Source organism: Sphingomonas eleionomae (assembly GCF_049889035.1).
GTDB lineage: Bacteria > Pseudomonadota > Alphaproteobacteria > Sphingomonadales > Sphingomonadaceae > Sphingomonas.
In genome coordinates this window covers 117,537-135,819 of the sequence record NZ_JBLTWP010000001.1, presented here as the reverse complement: position 1 = coordinate 135,819, position 18,283 = coordinate 117,537, and the positions used below count along the sequence as shown (strand labels likewise).

The following is an 18,283-nucleotide window of genomic DNA, read 5'->3' as shown; positions in this document are numbered from 1 at the left end:
GGAACCATGCAATGACACTCAACCTTCTCGATACCCAAGGTGCACCGCCCGATGGCGAGGGCAGCGTGCAGGTTGCGCTGGACCCGCGCGACGAAATCCGGGGGGCAAAGGTCTTTGCCGTCTATGGCAAGGGCGGGATCGGCAAATCGACCACCTCGTCCAACCTGTCAGCCGCCTTTTCCAAGCTGGGCCACCGGGTGCTGCAGATCGGCTGCGATCCAAAGCATGACAGCACCTTTACCCTGACCGGGCGGATGGTGCCGACCGTCATCGACATCCTGGAAACCGTCGACTTCCATGCCGAGGAGCTTCGGGTAGAGGATTTCATGTTCCCCGGTTATAACGGCGTGATGTGCGTCGAGGCCGGCGGGCCGCCCGCGGGCACCGGCTGTGGCGGGTATGTGGTGGGCCAGACGGTCAAGCTGCTGAAACAGCATCACCTGCTCGACGATACCGATGTCGTGATTTTCGACGTGCTGGGCGATGTGGTGTGCGGCGGTTTCGCCGCCCCGCTGCAGCACGCGGATCAGGCGATCGTCGTTGCCGCCAATGATTTCGACAGCATCTTTGCCATGAACCGCATCATGGCGGCCATCAATGCCAAGGCCAAGAACTACAAGGTCCGGCTGGCCGGCATGGTCGCGAACCGGTCGGCCGCGACGGACGAAATCGACCGGTTCGGCGCGGAAACGGGGATGCGGCGGCTTGCCCATTTCGGCGATGTCGATGCGATCCGCCGGTCGCGGCTGAAAAAGTGCACGCTGTTCGAAATGCCGGACAGCCCGGAAGTCGTTGCCGCGCGCGAGGAATATCTGAACCTTGCCCGCACCTTGTGGGCCGGGGTCGATCCCCTGGAAGCGCGGCCGATGAAGGATCGGGAAATCTTCGACTTTCTGGGGTTCGAATGATGGACGCCGGCATCGCATCCACCCGATATCAGGAAAGCCGGCAACGGCTGGAAACCTATTTCGACCGGACCGCGCGCAAGGCGTGGGAGGATCTGACGTCCGACGTGCCGGTCAGCGGCATCCGCGCCACCGTGCGCGCCGGGCGGGATGCGATGCGCGACCTGTTGCTGTCCGCCCTGCCCGCAGACATGCGTGGCCAGCGGCTGCTGGATGCCGGATGCGGCACCGGCGCGCTGGCGATCGAGGCTGCACGCCGCGGGGCACAGGTGGTGGCGATCGACGTGTCGCAGGGCCTGATCGCCGTGGCATGCGAACGCGCCGGCCGCGACCTGTCGATCGACTGGCGTGTGGGCGACATGCGCAGCAACACGCTGGGCCTGTTCGATCATGTCGTGGCGATGGATTCGCTGATCCATTACGACCGCACCGACCTGATCGGCGTGCTGAAGGCATGGGCGCAGCGCACCGGGCACATCGCTTATACCTTTGCCCCCGCAACGCCGCTGCTGCGTGCCATGCATATCGCCGGAAAGGCATTTCCGCGCAGCGACCGCTCGCCCGCGATCCGGCCGGTCAGCGCCGGGCGGTTGACGGCGGACATTGCCGGCAATCTGCCCGGATGGCGCATCGATTTCTGCGAGCGCGTCTCCAGCGGGTTCTACAAGTCCCAGGCGATGGGGATCAGCAGCTGATGCAGCCGGCGGATCGCCCCTCCTCTGCTTCTTCTGCGTGGCAGGCCATCGCGATGCGGTTCCTGCCGTTCGCCGATGCCGCCAGCACGGATCTGCCGCTGGGCCGCCTGTTGCGGCTGGCGCTGTTTCAGGTGAGCGTGGGGATTGCCGCCGTCCTGTTGAACGGCACGCTGAACCGCGTGCTGATCGTCGAACTTAACGCGCCTGCATGGATGGTGGCGCTGATGATCGCCATTCCGCTGGCCATCGCCCCGTTTCGCGCGCTGATCGGCCACCGGTCGGATACCCACCGCTCGGTGCTGGGCTGGCGCCGGGTGCCCTATATCTGGTTCGGGTCGCTGGCGCAGTTCGGCGGGCTGGCCATCATGCCGTTTGCGCTGATCCTGCTGACCCGCCCCGACACCTTTGCGATGGGCGTTGCGGCCTCGTGCCTGTCGTTCCTGCTGACCGGCGGGGGGATGCACATCACCCAGACGGCGGGCCTGGCGCTCGCCACCGACATCGCGCCAGAGGATACCCGGCCGCGCGTCGTCGCCCTGCTCTATGTCATGCTGCTGGTCGGCATGATGCTGGCATCGTTCGCCATCGGCAACATCCTGCTCGACTTTACCGCGACCAAGCTGATCCAGGTGGTCCAGGGCGCGGCACTGCTGACCATCGTGATGAACATCATCGCGCTGTGGAAGCAGGAAGCACGGCGGCGCGGCACTGCTGCACCGGTCGAGGCGCAGCCGGCCTTTTCCGCCCTGTGGGCAAGTTTTGTCGCGCAACCCAGCGCCGCAAGGCTGCTGACCGCAATCGGCGTCGGGGCCATGGCCTTTTCCATGCAGGATGCGCTGCTGGAGCCTTATGGCGGCGAAATCCTGTCCATGTCGGTGGGCGCGACGACCGCGCTGACCGGGGCATGGGCGTTGGGCGCGCTGATCGCCTTTGCTCATAGCGGGCGGCGGCTGGCGCACGGCGCCGATCCGCTCCGCCTGTCGGGCCTGGGCGCGGTCATCGGCATCTGCGCCTTTCTGATGGCGATCTTTGCCGCACCGTTTCATTCCGTGCCGCTGCTGTTCGCTGCCGCCGCCGCCATCGGATTTGGCAACGGCCTGTTTTCCGTCGGCACGATGATCGCCGCGATGGCGCTGGCCCGCAATCATGCCGCTGGCCTTGCGCTGGGCGCATGGGGCGCGGTGCAGGCAAGCGGAGCCGGGCTGGGCGTCGCGCTGGGCGGGGCCATACGCGATGGCGTGGCCATGCTGGCGCTGCACGATGTGCTGGGCACGACCTTGGCCGACCGCGCGACGGGGTTCGGCACGGTTTATCTGATCGAGATCGCCTTGTTGCTGCTCGCGCTGGTCGTGCTGGGGCCAGTGGTCGGCGTGGGCCGCGATCTTGGAGTGACGCGTGAACGCTTTGGTTTGAGCGAGTTTCCGACCTGAGGGCCGGCAGGAGGTGGATGATGGACGATATTAAACTTGTGGGCACACTCGATGTGACCGAACTGGTGTTTCTGACCTTTGTTTTGTTCTTCTTCGGGCTGGTGGTGTATCTGCGCCGCGAGGACCGGCGCGAGGGCTATCCGCTGGAGGATGAAACCACCGGCCGGCTGGACACGCCGGGCGGCGTACTGCTCGATGCCGGGCCGAAGACGTTCCTGATGCCGCACGGACGCGGCATCGTCAGCACGCCCACCAAGGGCCGCGAGCGCGTCGAACTGCCCGCAACCCGGACGTTCCGCGCGGCTGGCGCGCCCTATGTCCCCACGGGCAACCCGCTGGTCGACGGCCTTGGGCCGGCGGCGTGGGCCGACCGCGCCAATCACCCCGATCTGGATGCCGAAGGGCATAACCGCATCGTGCCGATCGCACTGGCCCCGCACATCACGATCAATCCGCGCGATCCCGATCCGCGCGGGTACAGCGTGATCGCCGCGGACGGTCAGGTGGCTGGCAAGATCAGCGACATCTGGGTCGACCGGGCCGAACACGTCATCCGGTACCTTGAGGTCGACACCGGCTCTGCCAAGGTACTGGCGCCGATGGGCACCGCCGCCGTTCAGGCGCGCAGAAGCCTGGTGGTGATCGACGCGATCAACGCCGCAGACTTTGCCGGCGTGCCCGGCCTGGCCGCACCGGACCGCATCACCTTTTACGAGGAAGAGCGGGTCATGGCCTATTATGGCGGCGGCTATCTCTATGCCAACGCCGCTCGTCAGGATCCGCTGATATGAGCGAATATGAGCTTGAGCCGATCCCCGGCCTGCCCGGGGTTCCGCCGGAGGGCGAGCGCATCCTGTGGCAGGGTTCGCCCGATTTCCGGCACATGGTCGCCAATGCGTGGCATATCCGGCTGACCCTGCTCTATTTCGCCGCGATCATCGCATGGCTGGTGGTGCGCGGCGATGGCGGCGCGGCACTGGTCGTTGCGGCGATGGGCGTCGCCGCAATCGCCCTGTTCATTGCCTTTGCCTGGGCAGCGGCGCGCACCAGCATCTATACGCTGACCAACCGGCGGCTGGTGCTGCGCATCGGGGTTGCCCTGAACAAATGCGTCAACCTGCCGCTGAGCCAGATCGAATCCGCTGATCTGAAGGCGATGGGCGGCGGGCATGGCAGCATCGTCCTGTCGTTGAAGGGTGCACCGCGGCTTGGCTATCCGATGCTGTGGCCGCACGCCCGCTCGCTCCGCATCGTCCGGCCCCAGCCGATGCTGCGTGCGATCCCGGATGCTGCCGGCGTGGCCCGCACCCTGTTCCGCGCCGTTCAGCAGATTCAGCCTGTGACGGTGAAGGACGCATCCAACACGCCGGTCGCGACCGGCCCCTATGCCGGAGCCGGCGCATGAGCCATTCGCACCCCCATCATGATCCAACCGTCCCGCCCCGGGCGCTGATCGGGGCGGGGGTGCTGATTGCCACGGCACTGGCGCTGACCGGGGCGACCAGCTTTGGCCTGATCCCGCGCGCCGCCGATCCGATGGCCGAACGGACCCGCGATCATGTGGCCCCCGCCCAGCAGCGGGACCTGCGTTTCGCCGACCGGGCCGATGGCGCCGTCATCGTCACCGATGCGGTGACCGGCGAACAGATCACGGTCATCCCCAGCGGTCAGGGCGGTTTCGTGCGCGCCCAGATGCGTCGGCTGGCCAAGGCGCGGATGGCCGCCGGCATCGGTTCGGAGCCGCCCTTTCGCCTGACGCGATGGGCGAACGGCGCGCTGTCGCTGGTCGATCCTCAGACCGGCAAGGATGCCGAACTGCACGGCTTTGGCCCCGACCACAGCCGCACCTTTGCCAATATGCTGCCGGGAACGGGCGCATGATCGCGCTGTTTTCGCCGCCCCCGTTCGACACACAGTGCCGGATCGAGGTGGAGCAGAGCCCCGAGCATTTCCATGCCCATGTCGAACTGGACGGCGATATCGACATCCGGCCGGGCGACCGGGTGCGCGTGCATGGCGCGCCGATCATGGTCGGGTTTGGCGAGCGGCGCGTGTTCGAACGCCGCGCCACGGTTCAGCCCGCTGGCCTGATCCGCCGCGCCTGGACCCGCTTTGCCAGCAATTTCGAGATCACCGAGCTGTATGAAGTCAGCTTTACGCCTGGGAGGCTAGGATGAACGCGCCTGCACGGATCGAAGCATCGCTGGCGGCCCAGCATGACACGATGGAAATCGCACGCCAGGAAACGGTGCTGTCGCCGCGGTTCTACACTACCGATTACGATGCGATGGACCGCATCGACGTGTCCCCCGTCCGCGCCGAATGGGAGGCGCTGATGACCGAGATGGAGGACGACCACAACAAGCGGCATTTCCGCAAGACGGATGCCTTTGACGGGGTGATCGAGGGGCTGGAACCGGCGCTGCAGGCCGAGTTCATCGATTTCCTGGCCAGTTCGCTGACCTCCGAATTTTCCGGCTGCATCCTCTATGCGGAAATCGCCAAGCGGACGAAGAATCCGGACATGAAACGGATCTTCAAGCTGCTGGCGCGCGATGAAAGCCGCCATGCGGGCTTCATCAACGAAACGCTGAAGGGCGCCGGGATCGGCATCGACCTCAGCTTTCTGACCAAGACGAAGAAATACACCTTCTTCAAACCGAAGTTCATTTTCTATGCCGTCTATCTGTCGGAAAAGATCGGATATGCGCGGTACATCACCATCTACCGCCACCTGGCGCGCAATCCGCAGAACAAGTTCCATCCGATTTTCGACTGGTTCCACGACTGGTGCAATGACGAGTTCCGTCATGGCGAGGCGTTCGCGATGATGCTGCGGGCCGATCCCAAGCTGCTGACCGGCATGAACAAGCTGTGGATCCGGTTTTTCCTGCTGTCGGTCTATGCCACCATGTATGTGCGCGACCACAACCGGCCGGTGTTCCACAAGGCGCTGGGCGTGCACCCCGCCGATTACGGGTATGAAGTCTTTTCGATCTGCACCGAGATCAGCCGGCAGGTATTCCCGGTAGAGCTGGATACGGACGATCCCGCCTTTCGCCGGACGCTGGAGCAGCTTCGCCTTGCCTCTGTCGCGATCGAGGCGGCCAAGGCGCGTGGCGGCGTGTCGGGATTGGCGGGACGCGCGGCCAATATGGCGCGGGCAGGCTTTGCCTTTGCCCGGCTGTACCTGATGAAGCCGCGGGCCAACGAACTGCCCCGTTCCATCCGGCTTCAGCCTGCATGGTGATTGCGGGCAGCCTGGCCCTGCCCTTTGCGGCGGTCATCCTGTTGTGGTTCGTCAGCACCGGCCTGGTGGCGATGATGAACCACCGGCTGCGCGCCACGATGCCGCGCGCGCTGATCATCGCCTGTGTCTGTGCCTTTGCCGGTCTGGGCCTGGTGATCGCCAGCGCCCATTCCACGGCGATCTGGGCATCCTATCTGTCGTTCCTGGGCGGCCTGCTGATCTGGAGCTGGCACGAGATCGCGTTCCTGACCGGCGCGGTCGCGGGTACGCACAGCGAGCCATGCCCCGATGGCGCGCGCGGCTGGCAACGCTTTTCACAGGCGACGCTGGCGCTGATCCATCACGAAGTTGCGCTGGCGATGACGGCGGGCCTGATGCTGTCACTCGCTGCGGCGACCGCCAATCCGACCGGGGCCTATGCCTTCACGCTGTTGTTCGTGTTCCGCCTGTCATCGAAACTGAACATCTATTGGGGCGTGCCGAACCTGAGCGACGAATTGTTGCCGCGGCATCTGGATTACCTGAAAAGCTATTTCGGACCGCGTCGGTTGCTGCCGATGCTGCCGCTGTCGATCCTGGCCATGCTGGGCCTGGCCGCCTGGCTTGCCTGGATGGCGATTGCCACCAGCGATCCCGGCACCGCGGTCCAATCCGCCCTGCTCTGCTGCCTCAGCCTGCTGGCGGCGCTGGAGCATCTGTTTCTCGCCATGCCCTTTCGCGACAGCGCGCTTTGGGCATGGGCGCTTGAGCGGCGCACCGCACACAAGAAGACGACGATTGAAGAGGGGAAGGCGTGATGGATTACGCAACATATTTCGGCGATCAGCTGGCCGCCGTCCGGCAGGAAGGGCGCTATCGCGTCTTTGCCGAGATCGAACGCCAGGCTGGCGCATTCCCCAGGGCGACCCGCCATGTCGACGGCCAGATCAGCGACATCACCGTGTGGTGTTCCAACGACTATCTGGGCATGGGCCAGCATCCCAAGGTGCTGGACGCCATGCACCGCGTCCTTGACGAATGCGGCGCGGGTGCGGGCGGCACGCGCAACATTTCGGGCACCAATCACCACCATGTCCTGCTGGAGGCGGAACTGGCCGACCTGCATGCCAAGGAAGATGCCCTGCTGTTCACCTCCGGCTATGTTTCCAACTGGGCGGCGCTGGGCACGCTGGCGGGGATGCTGCCCAACTGCATGGTGCTGTCCGACGCGCTGAATCACGCATCGATGATCGAGGGGATTCGCCACAGCCGCGCCGACCGGATGATCTTTGAACACAACTCGCCCGAGGATCTGGACCGCAAGCTGTCCGACCTCGACCCCGACCGGGCCAAGCTGGTTGCGTTCGAAAGCGTCTATTCGATGGACGGCGACATCGCCCCGATCGCTGAGATCGTGGAGGTGTGCGAGAAGCATAACGCCCTGTCCTATATCGACGAGGTTCATGCCGTCGGCCTGTATGGTCCGCGCGGCGGCGGCGTGGCCGAACGCGAAGGATTGATGGACCGGATCACGGTGATCGAAGGTACGCTGGGCAAGGCCTATGGCGTGATGGGCGGATATATTGCCGCATCGCGCGACCTGTGCGATTTCGTGCGCACCTTTGCCAGCGGCTTCATCTTCACCACCGCCCTGCCCCCCGCCGTCGCGGCGGGCGCGTGCGCCAGCATCCGGCACCTGAAGGACAGCGATGCCGAACGCGAGCGCCAGCAGGATCGCGTGGCCCGCGTACGCGGCGCCTTGGACCGGATGGGCATCCCCCACCTGCCCAACCCCAGCCACATCATCCCGGTGATGGTCGGCGATGCACGCAAGTGCAAACTGATCAGCGACTGGCTGATGGAACATCACGGCATTTATGTTCAGCCGATCAATTACCCCACCGTGCCGCGCGGGACGGAACGGCTGCGCATCACCCCGTCGCCCGTGCACAGCGATGCGGATATCGACCGGCTGCTGACCGCGCTCAGCGAAATCTGGTCGCATTGCGAACTGGCACGGCGCGAAATGGCCGCCTGATCCGGCGCGGCGGTGCGCCAACCACAGCCGCTTCCCGCAAAAGGCCGGAGCGAGGCAGCGATGCGCGTGAAATCGGGCATCGCTGCCTGGCACCTCGATGACCGATCAGGCTGACGCCCTCCCCGCCGTGCAAAGGAATGTTGGCAATCCACTAGGCTTGTTGCGCGAGCCTGTTCGGCTGGGCGGGGTCACGCGTTAACGATCGCCCCGCTGATGCAGGTCCGGATGCACCGATCCACACGTCACTAGGCAACATGCCTTCACAGCGGCAGCGCACAAGAAAAAGGCCGGGGTTTCCCCCGGCCTTTTGTCCTTTCGATCTGTCCGATCCGATCAGCTCGGATTTTCGAGATACGCGATCAGGTCGGCGCGCTTCTGCGCGTCGGCGATGCCGCCAAACGCCATCTTGGTGCCGGGAACCACGCGCTGCGGCTTTTCCAGATACTGGAACAGCTTTTCCTTGGTCCAGGTGATGCCGCTGTTCTTGTTGGCGTTCGAATAGTTGTAGCCTGCGACCGTGCCGGCGGCGCGGCCGACGATCTTGTGCAGCGAAGGGCCGACCTTGTTCACGCCATCCTGCACGGCGTGGCAGGTCTGGCACTGAGCAAACACGGTCTTGCCGGCCGCGGCCGTGCCGGTGAAGCTGGCGAACTGCGTGCCGTCGACGGTCGCGGTATCGGCCGCAGGGGGCGCACCGGCCGGAGCAGCCGCGGGCGCAGCAGCCGGGGCCGCAGCGGGTGCCGGGGCGGCGGGCGCTTCAGCGGCCGGGGCCGCCGCAGTTTCAGTCTTCTTGGGTTCCGATCCGCCGCCGCCGCACGCAGCAAGCAGGGTAGAAAGCACGATCACACTCGCAAAAGTTCCAGCTGCCTTCATGTCCACTCCAATCCAAAATCGCCGCAATGGCCTCAGAGAAACGGTCCCCTCCAGCCACGCTTGTAACGGAGATGAACTGGAAATGAAAGCGCAGACCATTGGTTCCGCTGCGATTATTGCGGCCGTTCCATTCCCCGGCAATCCGTCCTTTTTCAGCGTCGAGCCGTTGGCGTCGCCCACGCCGTTTCGCCCCTTGCGACAATGTTGAAAATCATTCTCAAAAGCGTTGACTCTGCAAATCGCTCGCAATAAGCGGATGCAAATGGTTCGCAATACAAGGGGCGAGTTCAGTGAGTGAAGGAATTGGCGCACCGGCGTATCTGGCGCTGTCGGCGGTCGGGTTTTTGATGACGGCTCCGGCCTATGCCGGGGAAGAGCCGATCGGCGAAGATGCGCAGACCATCGTCGTCGAAGGCGCGCAGAACAAGAAGCCGACCAATCCGGCGCTGACCGAAAAACCCCGCGACACCCCGCGTACGGTCACCGTGCTGGACAAGCAGTTCCTGGCCGACACCGGCGCGGTCACGTTTTCGGACGCGCTGCGCAACGTGCCCGGCATCACCCTGGGCCAGGGCGAGGGCGGTGCAGGCTCTGGCGATTTCATCAACCTGCGCGGGTTCGATGCCAGCAACGACATCGCCATCGACGGTTTTGCCGACCGGTTGCAGTACAGCCGTTCCGACGTGTTCAACGTCGAACAGATCGAGGTTTACAAGGGGCCGAATACCGCGCTGTCCGGCGCGGGCGGTGCGGCGGGCCAGATCAACCTGGTCAGCAAGGCACCCCAGATGGCGTCGTTCCTCAATGTCGATGCCAGCCTTGGCAATCGCGAATGGAAGCGGCTGACGCTCGACGCCAATGTGCAGCAGGCGGCGCTGGGCGGCTCTGCATTCCGCCTCAACCTGATGGCGCATGATCAGGATGTGGCCCGGCGGGATCAGATCACGCAGACCCGGTTCGGCGTTGCCCCGTCCTTTTCGATCGGCATGAACGGCCCGACCCGTGCGACAGTCAGCCTGTTCTGGCAACAGGATGAAAACCTGCCCGATTACGGCATTCCGCTTCTTACCACCGGGGTTCGTCCGGCGCCGATCCGCAATTACTATGGCTGGCGCAACATCGACCGGGAGGATCAGACGGTCATGCTCGCCACGCTTCAGATCGAGCATGAGTTCAGCGACCGGGTTCAGCTGCTCAATGCCACCCGCTGGGGTAAGGTTGATCGCACCGCGGTGTGGTCCACCCCCCGCCCGATCGACGCCCCATCGCTGAACGCTGCGGCGGCAGCGATTGCGGCGGGACGGCCGCAGGATGGCAACTATATCGTCGGCGGTCCGCAGGGGCTGGGCCGCGTGGCAAGCAACACGGTGCTGACCAATCGCACCGCACTGACCGTCGATCTGCCAGCCACGGATGGCGGCATCGGCAACACGCTGGTCATCGGCGGCGAAGTGAGCCGCGAGGATTTTCAGCGCAACACGATCACCACCACCGGCATCGCAGGCACGGCCCGCAACCTGTTTGCCCCCACCCCGGATTTCACCGGTCCATTCAGCCAGACGGTGACGACCGGCCAATATGATACCTCGGCAACGCGGTACGCCCTGTCGGCGTTCGACACGCTGAAGCTGCTGGGCGATGCGGTTCAGCTGAATGTCGGCGGCCGCTACGAACGGTTCGAGGTCGAGCTGGGCGGCACCGCCTATGCCGCGCTTGCCGATCGCAGCTATGCCGAAAACCTGTTCAGCTGGCAGGCCGGGCTGGTTGCCAAGCCCAGCGAGACTGCCTCGATTTACTTCACCTACTCCAACGCGAAGCAGCCCCAGGCGCTGTCCGCAACATCGACCGGCGCCGTCACCACGGCCAACCTGGCCCTGCCCGCGCTGAAGAACGAGAATTACGAGATCGGCGCAAAGTGGGACGTGCTGGCCGAAAAGCTCAGCCTGACCGCCGCGCTGTTCCGGACCGAGCGGGTCAATCAGCCGATCACGGTCGGCCCCGATGTGCTGCTGGCCGGGCGTCAGCGGGTGCAGGGCGTCGAACTCAGCGCGACCGGTCAGCTGGCGACGGGATGGCAGCTGTTTGCGGCCTATGCCTATCTCGACAGCGAAATCCTGCGCGCGGCGACGGGCAGCGAACTGACGCTGGGCGAGGTGCTGGCGCTGACCCCCAATCATTCCGGCACGCTGTGGACCAGTTACAAGACGGGGCCGTTCCAGATCGGCGGCGGCGTCAATTACATGGGCGAGCGAGTAACCCGCAATTCGACCGCGGCACAGGATGCCTGGGCACTGGACGATTATGTCCTGGCCAATGCGATGGTCGCCTATGAATTCAGCCCGCGCATTTCGGTTCAGGTGAATGCGAACAACATCCTGGATGCGGCCTATATCAACCGCATCCGCGCGAACGACAGCTATGTCATTGCTGTGCCGGGCGAGGGCCGCACGGTCATGGCCACCCTGCGTGTGCGGATGTAAATTGCGGCAATGCTGATCATCATTCCCGATGTTCTGGACAAAGCGACCGTGGCGCGGGTGCGCGCCACGGTTGATGCCGGATCATGGGTGGACGGCAACGCAACCTCTGGCGCGCAATCCGCGCTTGCCAAGCGCAACGAGCAGCTGGACGAGGCAAGCGAGGCGGCACGGACGGCGGGTGCAATGGTGCTGGAGGCGCTGGGCCGTTCACCGCTGTTCATCGCCGCCGCCCTGCCCGCCCGCATCTTTCCCCCGCTGTTCAACCGCTATGGCCGGGGCCAGGCATTTGGCGCGCATATCGACAATGCCATCCGGATGCGGCGCGGGACCGATTTCCGCATTCGCAGCGACCTGTCCTGCACCCTCTTCCTCGAAGATCCCGATGCCTATGACGGCGGCGAACTGGTGATCGAGGAACGGTTCGGGGAACAGCGGATCAAGCTGCCCGCCGGGCACATGGTCCTGTATCCGGCCAGCAGCATCCACCGGGTGGAACCGGTGACGCGCGGCGTCCGCATCGCCAGCTTTTTCTGGCTGCAATCGATGGTGCGCGACGATGCTGCGCGCCGGATGCTGTTCGATCTCGATCAATCGGTTCAGCGGCTGGGCGGTCAGCTGGGCCAGGACGACCGCTCGGTCATCGAACTGACCGGGCTTTATCACAATCTGATCCGCCGCTGGGCGGACGTTTAGGGGCAAGACGAATGACGCGGGGACAATGGCGCAACCTGTGGCTGCAATTCCACAAATGGATCGGATTGCTGCTGGCCGTGGCAATCATTCCCATTTCGGTCACTGGCGCGGCGCTGGTGTGGCATGACGGGCTGGAACGCTGGCTGCATCCCGACCGATATGCGGTGACGGGGACGGCCAAGCTGCCCGTCGCCGCCTATGCCGATGCCGCCGCTGCCCGGCTGGCCCCCGGGGAACGCATTGCGCGCATCGCACTGCCCACCGAAAGCGGCGAGCCGGTCGAGGTTTCGGCGGCCCGGCCCGGCGGCAGCAAGGGCCGGCCGGTGCGCACGCTCGTCTATCTGGACCCGGCCGATGCGCGGGTGATCGAGGTATCGGCCAGCGATGGTGGTGCGATCCGGTTCATGCACGTCCTGCACGGATCGCTGTTCATCCCGGAGGTCGGGCGACAGATTGTCGGCTGGATCGGCGTTGCCATGCTGGTGTCCGCGCTGACCGGCATCTGGCTGTGGTGGCCGACGGTGGGCGGCTTCGTGCGCGGGCTGCGCTGGAAACGGCATCCGAAGAATACCGATTACAACCTGCACAATCTGCTTGGGTTCTGGATCGCAGTACCGCTGGCGGTGCTGTCCCTGACCGGCGTGTGGATCAGCTTTCCGTCGGTGTTCAGCAGCTTTGATGCAAAGCCGGCTCAGGCCCAGTCCCGGCCGAAGGGTCCGGATCGCGCCGCGCTGATGCGGGCAAAGCCGCTGCCCGCCCCGGCAACCCCGCTGACCGCAGCGATTGACGCGGCCAGCACGGTTGCCCCCGGCAGCATTGCGTCGGTTCAGTGGCCGACGGACATCCAGCCGGAATGGACAGTGCAGATGTCACCGCCGGGTGGCCGACCCGCCACGGTCAAGGTCACCGATGCAACCGGCCAGGCGGCAATCGATGCAGCACGCGGCCCCGGCGCAGGTCAGCCCCAGCCGACTACCGCGCGGCTGATGCGCCAGATCCATGATGGTTCGGGCATGCCCTTCTGGTGGCAGGTCATCGTGTTCCTGGGCGGCGTGCTGCCCGCGATCCTGGCGGTGACGGGGATCATCATGTGGGCGCGGGCACGCAAGTGGCGCAAGCAGCTGGCCCAGCGTCAGCGCGCCCGGCTCGCCCCGGCCGAATAAGCAAAAAAAGGGGGGCGCCGGTCCGTTCCGGCGCCCCCCATTTTTACGGCTGCGCGACGATTACCGTCCCAGCAGGACGCGCGCCTGGCCCGCAATCTGGGCAAGCATGGCGGCGCTGGGCTGTGGTGCCTGCCGCGCGCGGGCGACCAGCGCATTGAACTGATCCACCCGCGCCCGGTTTTCCGCCAGCCAGGCATCGACCGCCACCTGCGGATCGTCGCCGCTGGTCCGCGTCAGGAAATCAAGCCGCAGCTGCTGGAAATCCCGGGCCAGCCCGGCGATCAGCAGCCGTTCCCATGGATCGCCCGCGGTGATGCGCGCTGCATTGGCCTGTGCCCAATCCAGCCCAAGCTGCTGACCCAATCGGGTAAAGGCGCGGGTCAGCACCACCTCGTCAATACCGCGCTTCTGGCCCAGTTCGGCCAGGCCGACCGCACCGTCCATCTGGAACAGGCGAACGACCCGCTCGATCAGACCGCTCGGCGCACCGGATTCGGCCAGCCGCGTGCTGATCCGGTCGCTTTGTGCCTGCGCCTCGGCCAGCAACAGCGCCTTGGTCTGTTCGTCCAGCGCCACGATGCCGGGGCGCAACCGCTCGACGATGGTCGCGGGGGAATCGCCCGACCGGCTGACGCGCAGCAGGTCGGCGATCTGCGACCGGACGGCAACCGCCACCTCGTCCAGCAGGGCAAGGCGCGCCGCCTCCGGCATCGCCTCGGTCTCGATCGCCTGCCACAGGGCGGGGACGCCGAACAACTGTTCTGCCGCCACGAACATCGCGGCGATGTCGCCCAGCGATGCGCCCTCTTCCTCCGCCAGTTCGAACGGGTGCAACACGCCCAGCCGGTTGACGATGCGGTTGGCGATCTTGGTCGCCACGATTTCGCCGCGCAGGCGATGCCCCTTAATCGCATCGGCAAACCGCTCGCGCATCGCGGCCGGGAATGCCGCGAACAGGTCAGGCGTCAGGGCCGCGTCATGCCCCAGTCCGCGCGTCTCAATCGCATCCTGCATGGCCAGCTTTGCCGTCGCCAGCAACACGGCCAGTTCCGGCCGGGTCAGCCCCCGCCCGTCCTGCGCCCGGCGCAGCAGTTCGTCGTTCGGGGCCAGCCCCTCGACCGCCCGGTCCAGGCGACCGGATGCCTCCAGAATCTCGATGGTCCGGACATAGCTGGGCAGCGCAAGCGGGCCATCCGCCTCCATCAACGACAGCGCCAGCGTCTGCAGCCGGTTATCCTCCAGCACCAGATGCCCGACATCGTCGGTCATCTCGGCCAGCAGGACGTTGCGATCGGCCAGCGCCAGCCGCCCGGACGTCATCTCGCCATTCAGGGCGATCTTGATGTTCACCTCGTTATCCGAACAATCGACGCCCGCCGAATTGTCGATGAAATCGGTGTTGATCCGCCCGCCCCGCGCGGCAAAGGCGATGCGCGCCGCCTGGGTCACGCCCAGATTGGCCCCCTCGCCCACCACTTTCGCGCGCAGCTGTTCGGCATTGACGCGGTTGCGATCATTCGCCGGATCGCCAACGTCCAGATTGCTCTCCGCCGCCGCCTTCAGATAGGTGCCGATGCCGCCGAACCAGATCAGGTCCACCGGTGCCTTCAGGATGGCGGTGATCAGTTCCGATGGCTCCATCGCCTCTACCGTCACGTCCAGCGCGGCGCGAACCTCCGGCGACAGCGGGATCGACTTTTCGGTGCGGGGGAACACGCCACCGCCGGCCGAAATCAGCGACTTGTCATAATCGTCCCAGCTTGACCGGGACAGGTTGAACAGCCGCAGACGCTCCGTCCAGCTGGCCGCGGGATCGGGGTCGGGATCAAGGAAGATGTGCCGGTGATCGAACGCGGCAACCAGTTTCAGCGACTTGGACAAGAGCATCCCGTTGCCGAACACGTCGCCGGACATGTCGCCGCACCCGACGACGCGGACCGGGTCGGTCTGCACATCGACGCCCATTTCCAGGAAGTGCCGCTGAACCGACACCCATCCGCCGCGCGCGGTGATGCCCATCGCCTTGTGGTCATATCCGTTGGACCCGCCGCTGGCGAACGCGTCGCCCAGCCAGAAGCCGCGTTCGAGCGCGATGGCATTGGCGACATCGCTGAACGTCGCCGTGCCCTTGTCGGCGGCGACCACGAAATACGGGTCCTCTCCGTCATGGATCACCACGCCTTCGGGATGCACCACTGCGCCGTCGACGATATTGTCCGTGACCGACAACAACGTGCGGATGAAGATGCGATAGCTTTCCGTCCCCTCGGTCAGCCACGCCTCTCGGTTGGACGGGGCCGGCAGCTGCTTTGGATAGAAACCGCCTTTCGCGCCAGTCGGCACGATGACCGCGTTCTTCACCCGCTGCGCCTTCATCAGGCCCAGGATTTCGGTACGGAAATCGTCGCGCCGGTCGGACCAGCGAAGGCCGCCGCGCGCCACCGGCCCGGCGCGCAGGTGAATACCCTCCACCCGCGGGGAATAGACAAAGATTTCGCGCCACGGCAGCGGCTTGGGCAGGCCGGGCACACGGGCGCTGTCCAGCTTGAACGCCAGCGCCTCTTCGGCTGCGGGGGCAAAGGCATTGGTGCGCAGCGTCGCGTCGATCACGCCGCGATAGGCGCGCAGGATGCGGTCATCGTCGATCGCCGCCACCTTGGCCAGCCCCGCCTCGATCACCTCCAGCGCCGCGGCTGCCGCCTGGTCGCCGGTTTCCGGCACCCTGCGACGCTGCGGGTCGTGCAGCGCATAGAACCGCTCGATCAGCGCCTGGCCGATCTGCGGCGCGCGGGTCAGGGCATCGACCACCGTCGCCTTGGAATAGTTCATGCCCGTCTGGTGCAGATAGGCGAACCAGGCACGCAGCAGGACGACCGACGCGGGGGCCAGCCCGACCTCCATGATCAGGCGGTTGAACCGGTCATTTTCAGCACGCCCCTCCAGCACCGCCTGGATCGCGGCCTCTGCCACGGCGGGTTCGAATGGTGCGTTGGCGGGCGAACCGGACGCCAGCGCGACCTGAAAGTCGTGAATGTAGAGGCGTCTTTCGTCGTCCAGTTCGGTCGGCCGTTCCTCGATGACGGTCAGGCCGAAATTTTCCAGCACCGGCACCACTTCGGACAGCGGCAACGGGCCGCCGACGTGATAGACCTTGAGCTGCAGCAGCCCGTCGCCATCCGGATCGCCCGGAATGATGCGTACGGCCCGGCCGCGTTCGTCCTCCAGATCAGCCAGCGCGACGATATCGTCGGCCGCCTCTTCCGGTTCATGCAGGCTGCGATAGGCGGCGGGAAAGGCATTGCCCCAGCGCAGCGCCAGCCGGGTCGCGCGGTTGCCCACCCGCTCCTCCAGCGCGGCCGCAACGGCCGGGCGCCAGCCGCGCACCATCCGCCGGATGCGTTCGTTGAGGTCATCGGAATCCGGCATTCGCCCGTCGGCGCGCAGGTCCAGCGTAAAGCGGATCAGCGCCGCCACCCCGTCCTCCAGCTCGATCGACCAGCTTAGGACATTGGCATTAGCCGCCTCTTCCAGCATCCGCCCGATCGCCGTCCGGCGCAGCGTCGACACCTCGTCGCGCGGCAGCCAGACAAAGGCGAACAGGTGACGGCCCAGCGGGCTTTTCACCAGCACCAGGCGCGAACGCGGCCGATCCGCAATCGACATTGCGGTCAGCGCGACCGTTTCCAGATCGTCGGGCGCAAATGCGATGGTCAGGTCATAGGGCATCTGCGTCAGCGCATGGGCCAGCGCCTTGCCGGTATGCCCCTTGGGATCGAACCCGAACTTTTCCTGCAGCTGGACCATCGACCGGCGCAGCACCGGCACGTCGCCCGGCGCGGCCGACAATGCGGCGCTGGTCCACAATCCGGCATGGATGGACAGACCCGTGATCCGGTCGCCCGACATGATCGGAACCAGCACAAGGTCCAGCGGCACGCGCCGATGCACGGGCGACATGCAGTTCGATTTCAGCAGAAGCGGCGGCTTGTTGCCTGCCTCGAACCATTCCACCGCGCGGCGGCGCGACGCCTCGGCCAGCAGCGAACAGTCCAGCTTGCCGCGCGCAATGCCCAGCGCGGATTGCGTGCCGCCATCCCGGTCCCAGCTTTCATGGGCCAGCAGCGTCAGGTTGCGATCGACGAACCAGCGCAGCAGCGCCGCGCCCTCCGGATCGGCAATCCGCTTGGCATCGTCCAGCATCGCGGCCTGCAACGGCCCCCATGCGGCAACGGCATGGCGAACATGGTCAAGGACGCGGGCCAGCTCCGCCTCAATCGCGCGGCGTACCTTTGCCTCGGCCCGTTCGGTTTCGACATAGACCATCGATTCCGGCGCACCACCGGCGCGGATTGCGGTCATCCGGCCGCTTTCGTCGCGGACGACCGGCAACACGGGGTGGATGATGCGATCAATGGCGATGTCGTGCGCCGCAATGGCCCCGGCCACCGAATCGATGATGAACGGCATGTCGGGGTTGATGATGGCAATCCGCATCCCGGACTGCCCCTCCCCCGCCATCGGCTCGATCCGGATGGCGGCGCCGGTGCCGGGTCGGCTCAGCGCCGCCTCCGCCACGAATCGCGCGGCATCGGCCCGCGCGGCGTCGTCAAATCCTTCAGTCTCTCCGGGTAGCGCGCCTTCAGTGAGACGGCTGGCAAGCACCTCGACCAGCGAGGGTTCGATCTGTGTCGTCATGACAACCGGCTATGCGCCGCCCGGATGACAGGCTCAAGGCTTGTGGCAATGCAAAAACCGGATTTCATGCCCGGTTTGGCCG

15 protein-coding genes are annotated in these 18,283 nt (G+C 65.7%); 13 read left to right on the top strand and 2 right to left on the bottom strand.

The annotated features are described in order from the left end of the window. Positions 1-11 precede the first annotated feature (11 nt). Genes bchL through hemA form a run of 10 tightly spaced genes read left to right on the top strand, consistent with a single transcriptional unit; the run spans position 12 to position 8,297 of the window. The gene (bchL, locus tag ACNI3Q_RS00615; RefSeq protein WP_426273275.1) at positions 12-908 is read left to right on the top strand and encodes a ferredoxin:protochlorophyllide reductase (ATP-dependent) iron-sulfur ATP-binding protein; all 897 of its coding nucleotides are present in this window, start codon (positions 12-14) and stop codon (positions 906-908) included. Then, on the top strand, positions 905-1,600 hold the full coding sequence (gene bchM, locus ACNI3Q_RS00610; RefSeq protein ID WP_426273273.1) for a magnesium protoporphyrin IX methyltransferase: 696 nt from the start codon (positions 905-907) through the stop codon (positions 1,598-1,600). The genes bchL and bchM overlap by 4 nt, the downstream gene beginning before the upstream one ends. After that, positions 1,600-3,030 carry a BCD family MFS transporter gene (locus tag ACNI3Q_RS00605; RefSeq protein WP_426273271.1) on the top strand — a complete coding sequence of 477 codons (1,431 nt, stop codon included), beginning with the start codon at positions 1,600-1,602 and terminating at the stop codon, positions 3,028-3,030. Before bchM ends, ACNI3Q_RS00605 begins: the two co-directional genes overlap by 1 nt. Positions 3,031-3,050: 20 nt before the next feature. Beyond that, positions 3,051-3,821, top strand: coding sequence for a photosynthetic reaction center subunit H (puhA, locus tag ACNI3Q_RS00600; RefSeq protein WP_260019890.1), 771 nt, complete (start codon positions 3,051-3,053; stop codon positions 3,819-3,821). Next, positions 3,818-4,435 (top strand): photosynthetic complex putative assembly protein PuhB, encoded by a 618-nt coding sequence (gene puhB / locus ACNI3Q_RS00595; protein ID WP_426273269.1) that lies wholly within the window; start codon positions 3,818-3,820, stop codon positions 4,433-4,435. The genes puhA and puhB overlap by 4 nt, the downstream gene beginning before the upstream one ends. After that, positions 4,432-4,911, top strand: a complete 480-nt coding sequence (puhC, locus tag ACNI3Q_RS00590) for a photosynthetic complex assembly protein PuhC (RefSeq protein WP_426273268.1) — start codon at positions 4,432-4,434, stop codon at positions 4,909-4,911. The genes puhB and puhC overlap by 4 nt, the downstream gene beginning before the upstream one ends. Then, positions 4,908-5,207: a hypothetical protein gene (locus tag ACNI3Q_RS00585; protein ID WP_260019893.1), complete on the top strand. Its 300-nt coding sequence runs from the start codon at positions 4,908-4,910 to the stop codon at positions 5,205-5,207. The genes puhC and ACNI3Q_RS00585 overlap by 4 nt, the downstream gene beginning before the upstream one ends. After that, entirely contained in the window at positions 5,204-6,280 is a 1,077-nt protein-coding gene (gene acsF, locus ACNI3Q_RS00580) for a magnesium-protoporphyrin IX monomethyl ester (oxidative) cyclase (protein ID WP_426273266.1), read from the top strand. The genes ACNI3Q_RS00585 and acsF overlap by 4 nt, the downstream gene beginning before the upstream one ends. Next, positions 6,274-7,077 (top strand): putative photosynthetic complex assembly protein PuhE, encoded by an 804-nt coding sequence (gene puhE / locus ACNI3Q_RS00575; RefSeq protein WP_426273264.1) that lies wholly within the window; start codon positions 6,274-6,276, stop codon positions 7,075-7,077. Before acsF ends, puhE begins: the two co-directional genes overlap by 7 nt. Further along, a complete protein-coding gene (gene hemA / locus ACNI3Q_RS00570; protein ID WP_426273262.1) occupies positions 7,077-8,297 on the top strand; it encodes a 5-aminolevulinate synthase in 1,221 nt (406 codons plus the stop codon). The genes puhE and hemA overlap by 1 nt, the downstream gene beginning before the upstream one ends. Before the next feature lie 333 nt (positions 8,298-8,630). Here hemA and ACNI3Q_RS00565 read toward each other — a convergent pair whose 3' ends face one another. After that, the gene (locus ACNI3Q_RS00565; protein ID WP_426273261.1) at positions 8,631-9,350 is read right to left on the bottom strand and encodes a c-type cytochrome; all 720 of its coding nucleotides are present in this window, start codon (positions 9,348-9,350) and stop codon (positions 8,631-8,633) included. A gap of 110 nt (positions 9,351-9,460) precedes the next feature. On the opposite strand from ACNI3Q_RS00565, the gene ACNI3Q_RS00560 reads away from it, so the two are divergent. The 3 genes from ACNI3Q_RS00560 to ACNI3Q_RS00550 are packed head-to-tail and all read left to right on the top strand — an operon-like array spanning position 9,461 to position 13,506. Continuing rightward, positions 9,461-11,650 carry a TonB-dependent receptor gene (locus ACNI3Q_RS00560; protein WP_426273259.1) on the top strand — a complete coding sequence of 730 codons (2,190 nt, stop codon included), beginning with the start codon at positions 9,461-9,463 and terminating at the stop codon, positions 11,648-11,650. Between the two features lie 9 nt (positions 11,651-11,659). Beyond that, a complete protein-coding gene (locus ACNI3Q_RS00555; RefSeq protein WP_426273257.1) occupies positions 11,660-12,343 on the top strand; it encodes a Fe2+-dependent dioxygenase in 684 nt (227 codons plus the stop codon). An 11-nt stretch (positions 12,344-12,354) separates the two neighbouring features. Next, positions 12,355-13,506 (top strand): PepSY-associated TM helix domain-containing protein, encoded by a 1,152-nt coding sequence (locus tag ACNI3Q_RS00550; protein ID WP_426273255.1) that lies wholly within the window; start codon positions 12,355-12,357, stop codon positions 13,504-13,506. Between the two features lie 60 nt (positions 13,507-13,566). Here ACNI3Q_RS00550 and ACNI3Q_RS00545 read toward each other — a convergent pair whose 3' ends face one another. Further along, positions 13,567-18,201 (bottom strand): NAD-glutamate dehydrogenase, encoded by a 4,635-nt coding sequence (locus ACNI3Q_RS00545; RefSeq protein ID WP_426273253.1) that lies wholly within the window; start codon positions 18,199-18,201, stop codon positions 13,567-13,569. Positions 18,202-18,283: the final 82 nt, after the last annotated feature.